The 6,150-nt window shown below is 64.7% G+C and carries 7 protein-coding genes; 2 read left to right on the top strand and 5 right to left on the bottom strand.

Annotated elements, in window-relative coordinates; translation table 11 throughout:
• A partial coding sequence (locus IRZ12_RS02000) for an SDR family oxidoreductase (RefSeq protein WP_296463559.1) occupies window positions 1-471 on the top strand: 471 nt, incomplete at its 5' end.
• Between the two features lie 18 nt (window positions 472-489).
• On the opposite strand, the gene IRZ12_RS01995 is transcribed toward IRZ12_RS02000, so the two are convergent.
• On the bottom strand, window positions 490-2,199 hold the full coding sequence (locus IRZ12_RS01995; RefSeq protein WP_296463557.1) for a SulP family inorganic anion transporter: 1,710 nt from the start codon (window positions 2,197-2,199) through the stop codon (window positions 490-492).
• 172 nt (window positions 2,200-2,371) lie between these two features.
• Between IRZ12_RS01995 and IRZ12_RS01990 the strand changes: the two genes are divergently transcribed.
• Window positions 2,372-2,563 carry a DUF3008 family protein gene (locus IRZ12_RS01990; RefSeq protein ID WP_296463555.1) on the top strand — a complete coding sequence of 64 codons (192 nt, stop codon included), beginning with the start codon at window positions 2,372-2,374 and terminating at the stop codon, window positions 2,561-2,563.
• A 219-nt stretch (window positions 2,564-2,782) separates the two neighbouring features.
• Here the strand turns inward: IRZ12_RS01990 and IRZ12_RS01985 are convergent, their stop codons facing one another.
• From IRZ12_RS01985 to IRZ12_RS01970, 4 genes are read right to left on the bottom strand one after another with little or no spacing between them, the layout of a single operon-like run.
• On the bottom strand, window positions 2,783-3,754 hold the full coding sequence (locus IRZ12_RS01985) for a tripartite tricarboxylate transporter substrate binding protein (RefSeq protein ID WP_296463553.1): 972 nt from the start codon (window positions 3,752-3,754) through the stop codon (window positions 2,783-2,785).
• Between the two features lie 42 nt (window positions 3,755-3,796).
• On the bottom strand, window positions 3,797-4,744 hold the full coding sequence (locus tag IRZ12_RS01980; protein ID WP_296463551.1) for an SMP-30/gluconolactonase/LRE family protein: 948 nt from the start codon (window positions 4,742-4,744) through the stop codon (window positions 3,797-3,799).
• Complete coding sequence (locus IRZ12_RS01975; RefSeq protein ID WP_296463549.1) at window positions 4,728-5,528, bottom strand: SDR family NAD(P)-dependent oxidoreductase; 801 nt, start codon at window positions 5,526-5,528, stop codon at window positions 4,728-4,730. The genes IRZ12_RS01980 and IRZ12_RS01975 overlap by 17 nt, the downstream gene beginning before the upstream one ends.
• A 38-nt stretch (window positions 5,529-5,566) precedes the next feature.
• Window positions 5,567-6,118 (bottom strand): carboxymuconolactone decarboxylase family protein, encoded by a 552-nt coding sequence (locus IRZ12_RS01970; RefSeq protein WP_296463548.1) that lies wholly within the window; start codon window positions 6,116-6,118, stop codon window positions 5,567-5,569.
• Window positions 6,119-6,150: the final 32 nt, after the last annotated feature.

The raw sequence follows: 6,150 nt of genomic DNA, 5'->3' as shown, positions 1-6,150 counted from the left end.
ATGGGAGGTTACGCGAGCTTCGCCGAGACAACAGAGGCCGAGTTCGATGACCTGATGGCGGTCCATTTCAAGGGACCTTTCTTCCTGACCCAGGCCCTGCTGCCGTTGATCGCCGACGGGGGCCGCATCTTGAACGTGTCGTCGGGCTTGGCGCGCTTCGCATTGCCCGGCCATGCAGCCTATGCAGCGATGAAAGGCGCCGTTGAAGTGTTGACGCGCTATTTGGCCAGGGAGCTGGGGCCGCGGCGGATTGCGGTCAACGCCATCGCACCGGGGGCGATCGAGACGGACTTCGGAGGCGGCGCCGTCCGCGACAACAAGGCGCTCAACGACTATGTCGCCTCGCTCACGGCACAGGGGCGAGCCGGCCTGCCCGATGACATTGGCGCCGCGGTTGCCGCGCTGCTGAGGCCGGACAATGGCTGGATGACGGGGCAGCGCGTGGAGGTGTCGGGCGGGATGTTGCTGTAGGCCCGCCCGGGCGACGGGTTAGGGGGCGGCCCGGCTTTCCGCGCCAGGGGGCAACGCTGCAGCGAGCGCGTCCTTTTGCTGGGCTTGTTCTGCCGGAGCGCAGGCTGCCAAGGCTTCGGCGAGCGTGCCCACGAGGTTCTCGCGCCCGATCAAATCCACGATCATCGCCTTCTCGAGCTTGCCCCGGACGCGGCTGTTCGCCTCGCTCAGCATGACACGCACGCCGCGCCGCTGCATGTCGCGTATGACACCCTCCAGTGTCTGCAGGCCGGTCACGTCGATGAACGGTACCCAGCGCAGCCGGATGATCAGCACACGCGGGTCGGTGTGGGTGGAGGCGAGGGCTTGTTGGAAGTTCTCGACCGCGCCGAAGAAAAGCGGTCCTTCCACCGCGTAGACGAGTACACCCGGCGGCGCATCTCCGGCGTTCGACGCAATCAACTCGCGGCGGAGCTCGTCATCGCCGACCTGCTGGACGCCCACGCTGGCCGCCATGCGGCGTAGGAAGTGCAGCGTCGCGAGAATGACGCCGATGTTGACTGCCACGACCAGGTCGGCGAAGACAGTCAGGCCGAAGGTCACGAGCAGGATCACGACATCGGCGCGCGGGGCGCGGCGCACCATTTTCACGAAATGCCGGGCCTCGCTCATGTTCCAGGCAACGACGAACAGGATGGCCGCCAGCACGGCGAGCGGGACATGTTCGGCGAGCGGCGCCAGGAACAATACGATCAGCAGCAGCGTGAGCGCATGCACGATGCCGGCGAGCGGACTGTTGCCACCGTTGCGGATGTTCGTCGCTGTGCGGGCAATCGCGCCGGTTGCGGCGATGCCGCCGAACAGCGGCGCGGCCAAGTTAGCAATGCCTTGGCCGATCAGCTCCTGGTTGGAGTTGTGGCGGGTGCCGGCCATGCCGTCAGCCACCATGGCCGACAGCAGGGATTCGATGGCGCCCAGCATCGCGATCGCGAAGGCGGGGCCGACTAGCTCGATCACCCTGGGAAGCGTGACTTCGGGCAGCGTGAGCGAGGGCAGGCCGGTGGGGACACCCCCGAAGGCAGTGCCGATGGTCGCGACGCCTTCGAACTTGAATGCCGCCATCAGCACCGTGGCGAGTACGAGGGCGACCAAGGGTGCGGGTACCCGGCGCAGGGGCCGGATTTTGGGAGAGACGATGAGCACCGCCAGGCTGAATAGCGCCAGCGCCGTGGTGGGTAGGTGGAGCTGGGGAAAGGCAAGGATGAGATGCCACAGTTTTTGGTGGAAGTGATCCCCGGTGACGGCTGGCAGCCCGAAGAAATCTTTCCACTGTCCCACCCAAATGATGACGCCTATGCCCGCCGTGAAGCCGACGATGACGGGCGCGGGGATGTACTTGATGACCGATCCCAGGCGTGCCACGCCTAGCAGAACCAGGATGCCGCCGGCCATGAAGGTTGCGATCTGCAGGCCGCTCACGCCGTGTTTGGCGACGATGTCCGCAAGAATGACGATGAAGGCGCCGGTTGGCCCGGCGATCTGCAGGCGGCTGCCCCCGAATATGGAGACGGCCAAGCCCGCCACGATGGCGGTGTAGAGCCCTTGCTCCGGCTTGACGCCGGATGCGATGGCGAATGCCATGGCGAGGGGCAGGGCCACCACGCCGACGATAACGCCGGAAATGATGTTGGGCAACCAGTTCTGGCGACTGAGCAAACCGGCCCGATGGGCCTCGAGCAGAGCAATCACGATGGTTCTGGCAAGAATAGGTGGACTCCACGCGCCCAAAAGGGCGCGGCCCTTTATTGCGTGATTGTAAGACTAAGGTATGCGCCGGGCTTGGAACGGGTATGCGGCTTGCTGCCGTGTCTGCTCCAGGCGACGCTTTGTGCCAGCCGCCGTCCATGAAGGAGGTTTAGCCATGCCTGCCAAATCCAAAGCCCAGCAGCAGGCCGCCGGCATCGCGTTGGCGGCGAAGGAAGGCGAAAAGAAAGTCGCCGATTTGAAGGGGCCGGCCAAGTCTATGTATGAGTCCATGAGCAAGAAGGAACTACGCGACATGGCGGCCACCAAGACCAAAGACAAGCCCAAGCACAAGGGCGAGAAGGCCTGAACGCATCGACTGGAAAAACGTCCGCGGGACGTTTCCCGGAATAAACGCTTGATCCAACGACGCGCCGTTCGCGCTGCCTCGGCTCCATGTGTGCAGGGAGAGACGGCATAAAAAAAGCCGTCTCCGACATGGAGTCGGAAACGGCTCGGACTGCTGCGGCAAATGCTGGGTAGGCGCTGGCGCGTCGGGAGGTGGCTGGGCCCGAAGGCCAGGGCCGCCTTACTCGTCAGCCTTGATCCCTTCGGCGCGGATCAGGTCGCCCCACTTCTTCGCGTCTTGGCGAATCAGCGCTTCGAACTCCTTGGGCGAGGTGGGAGACAGTTCCACGCCTGTGGTTGCGGCGTAGTTTTTCAGCTCCTCCGAAGCCAACACCTTGCGCACGGCGGCGTTCAGCGCTTCCACTTTCTCGGCCGGCGTATTCCTAGGCGCAAACACGCCGTACCAGTTGTTGGCATAGACGTTGGGGATGCCGAGTTCGTCGAAGGTCGGCACGTCGGGCAGCAAGGGCGAGCGCTTGGGCGCGGCGATGGCGAGCGGCCGCGCCTTGCCGGCCTGGATGTTGGACATCAGGCCGGAGATGTCGCCAATGAAGCCATCCACTTGTCCGCCGATGGTGTCGGTGATGGCGGGTGCGGCACCCTTGTACGGCACGTGCAGGATGTTGCCCTTGGTGGACAGCTTCAACTGTGCGATGGCCATGTGTGGCATGCTGCCGATGCCGGACGAGCCCATGGTGACGCCTTTGGGCGTCTTGGCGCGCTCGACGAATTCCTTGGCTGTCTTGGCGGGATGGTTAGGCCCCACGATCAAGACTTCGGGCGTGGAGATCAGGAGGGAGATCGGGGCGAAATCCTTGACCGGATCGTAGATCAGCTTGGGATAGAGCGCGGGATTGATGGAGATTGCGCCTACTGAGCTGAGGAAAAGCGTTTGGCCATCGGGGCGCGAGCGCGCCACATGGTTGGCAGCGATAGCGCCGTTTCCGCCGGGCTTGTTTTCGACGACCACGGTTTGCTTGAGTTCTTTCTCCAGTTGCGTGGCCACTACCCGTGCGAGCGAGTCGGCGGGGCCGCCGGCCGGGAACGCGACGACGAGGCTCGTGACGGATTGGGCATGCGCGCCCAGGGCCGCCATGCCCAGCACTGCCGCGGCGAGCGGGCGAAGGATGAGGGGGGAGCGAAGGTTCGACATGTGTACTCCTTTTATGGTTTTGACTGTCCGCCGCGCAGGCGTTCAGCCTCCAGGTGCGCCTTGCGTGTTGACGAAGAGCGAATAAACGGAAGTGCAGGACGCCATGAACAGGCGGTTACGGTGCTTGCCTCCGAAACAAAGGTTGGCGCAGCGCTCGGGTAGGGCGATGCGACCCAAGAGTTCTCCTTGGGGCGAGAACACGCGCACGCCGTCGAGTTCGGGCGTGCCCATGCCCCAGCCGCACCAGAGGTTGCCGTGTATGTCCACGCGGAAACCGTCGGGCGTGCCGTCGGCTGCATCGAATAGGACGCGCTGGTTGCCCAGGCGCCGGCCGTCGTCCGAAACGTCGAATACCAGGACGTTGCGAGGGCGCGAGCGCGACTCGATCACGTACAGGTGTTTCTCGTCTGGAGAGAAGGCCAGGCCGTTGGGACCGTTGACCGTGTCGCACACGAGTGAGAGTTCGCCGCTGACTGGGTCGATGCGATAGATCGCGGCAGGCAATTCCTGCTCGGCCTTTTCGCCTTGGTAGTAGCCGACGATGCCGAAGGGCGGGTCCGTGAACCAAATCGAGCCGTCGGACTTGACGACGACGTCGTTCGGGGAGTTCAGCCGCTTGCCTTGGTAGCGATCGGCCAAGACCGTGATGCGGCCGTCGTACTCGGTGCGGGTCACTCTCCTTCCCAGGTGTTCGCAGGTGACGAGGCGGCCCTGGCGATCCCGCGTATTGCCGTTGGCGTAGCCGGACACCGGGCGCCATACGTGAGTCTGGCCTGTCACCTCGTCCCAGCGCATGATGCGGTCGTTCGGGATGTCGCTCCACAACAGATAGCGGCCGTCGCCGAACCAGACCGGTCCTTCGGCCCAGCGGCAGCCCGTGGCGATGCGTTCGACCGCCGCCAGCGGAAGCACTAGGTGCTCGAAGCGCGGGTCCAGCGCGATGACGGCCGGGTCGGGATAGCGGACGGGGGGGTTAGTCGCAGCGTGCACTCATGCCTCCATCGACCACGATTTCCGTGGCGGTGATGAACCTGGCCTCGTTCGAAGCCAGGAAGAGGGCGGCGTTGGCTGTGTCCAGCCCGTCGCCCATGAATGGCAGCGGGATGCGGGCCTGCCGCTGCGCCAGCAATTTTTCGACGTCGCCGCCGGCGCGTTGGCCGGCCAGGCGGGCTTCGACCATGGGCGTGTGCATCTGGCCGGGAATGACGGTGTTGCAGCGGATGTTTTTCTTGGCGTACTCCAGCGCCACGACCCGCGACAGCTGGATGACGCCTGCCTTGGCGCTCGAGTAGCCCACTTGGGGCGAACCGGTCCAACGTATGCCCGAAGTGGAAGAGATGTTAACGATCGCGCCGCCGCCTTGTTCTTCCATCAACGGGATGACGTGCTTGCAGCAAAGATAGACGCTCTTGAGGTTGAAGTCGATCTGCGCGTCCCAGGTTTCTTCATCCAGGTCCACCGGCCCGCCCTTGCGCGAGCCGCCCACATTGTTGACCAGGATGTCCACGCCGCCATAAGTGTCCACGCAAGCTCGCACCATGTCGCGGATCTCGTCGGACGACGTGACGTCGGCGCGCCAGATGGAGATTTCGCCTCCGATCTCGCGGACGCGCGCGACAGTTTCTTCCATTGCGGCGAGGTCGCGGTCCACCGCGAACACGCGGGCGCCCTCCTGCGCAAAACGGTAAGCGATGGCGCGCCCATTGCCCCAGCCCGGGCCGACGCTGCCTGCGCCGGTCACGATGGCCACTTTGCCTTCCAGTCGACCTGTCATGTCTCGTCTCTCGTCGTTTTCTTACAAGGAAATGGGAATCAACTGCCGAACTCGATGGTGCTGCCGTCCGGGGGCGGAATGTCGAAGGCGTTGATCGTCATCGAGATTAGCGTGTAGTAGCCCGCCATCCCGACCAGGTCCACGACGCCGTCGGTGCCCAGCACCTCAACCGCTTCGGCATAAAGCGCATCCGAAACCTGGCGGGTTTCCACCAGTTCGCGCACGAAGCGGTAGACCAGCGATTCATCGCGCTCGCGAAACTCGGGGGTCTGACCCTTGCGGATGCGTTCTGCCACGTCGGCCTCGATGCCGGCCTTCAGCGCGATGGGGTGATGGGCCCACCATTCGTAGGGCGCGCGCCAGAGCGCCGCCATGGTGAGTATGGCCAGTTCCGACAAGCGGGGCGGCAGGCTCGAGTCGTAGCGGCAGTATTGGCCGAGGGCCTGAGCGTGTTCGGCCAGGCCGGGCCGGTGCAGCCAGATGGCCAGCGGGCCGCGCACCGTTCCGCGCGGTCCACTGGCGATGGCCTCGTAGACGCGGCGCTGATGGTCGGTCAGATGCCCGGGGTCAGGCGGGTTCAGTCGGGGCATGGTCGGGTCTCCTGTTCGTCGCGCGGGCGGTC

The organism is Pigmentiphaga sp., from assembly GCF_019689535.1.
In the GTDB taxonomy this organism is placed as follows: domain Bacteria; phylum Pseudomonadota; class Gammaproteobacteria; order Burkholderiales; family Burkholderiaceae_B; genus Pigmentiphaga.
The sequence above is the reverse complement of the archived record's forward strand: the minus strand, read 5'-3'. Positions and strand labels throughout refer to the sequence as shown.

Coding starts and splice junctions, on each gene's coding strand:
- IRZ12_RS01970 (WP_296463548.1), bottom strand. CDS start 6,118: ATGCCCCGACTGAACCCGCCTGACCCCGGGCATCTGACCGACCATCAG.
- IRZ12_RS01985 (WP_296463553.1), bottom strand. CDS start 3,754: ATGTCGAACCTTCGCTCCCCCCTCATCCTTCGCCCGCTCGCCGCGGCA.
- IRZ12_RS01990 (WP_296463555.1), top strand. CDS start 2,372: ATGCCTGCCAAATCCAAAGCCCAGCAGCAGGCCGCCGGCATCGCGTTG.
- IRZ12_RS01975 (WP_296463549.1), bottom strand. CDS start 5,528: ATGACAGGTCGACTGGAAGGCAAAGTGGCCATCGTGACCGGCGCAGGC.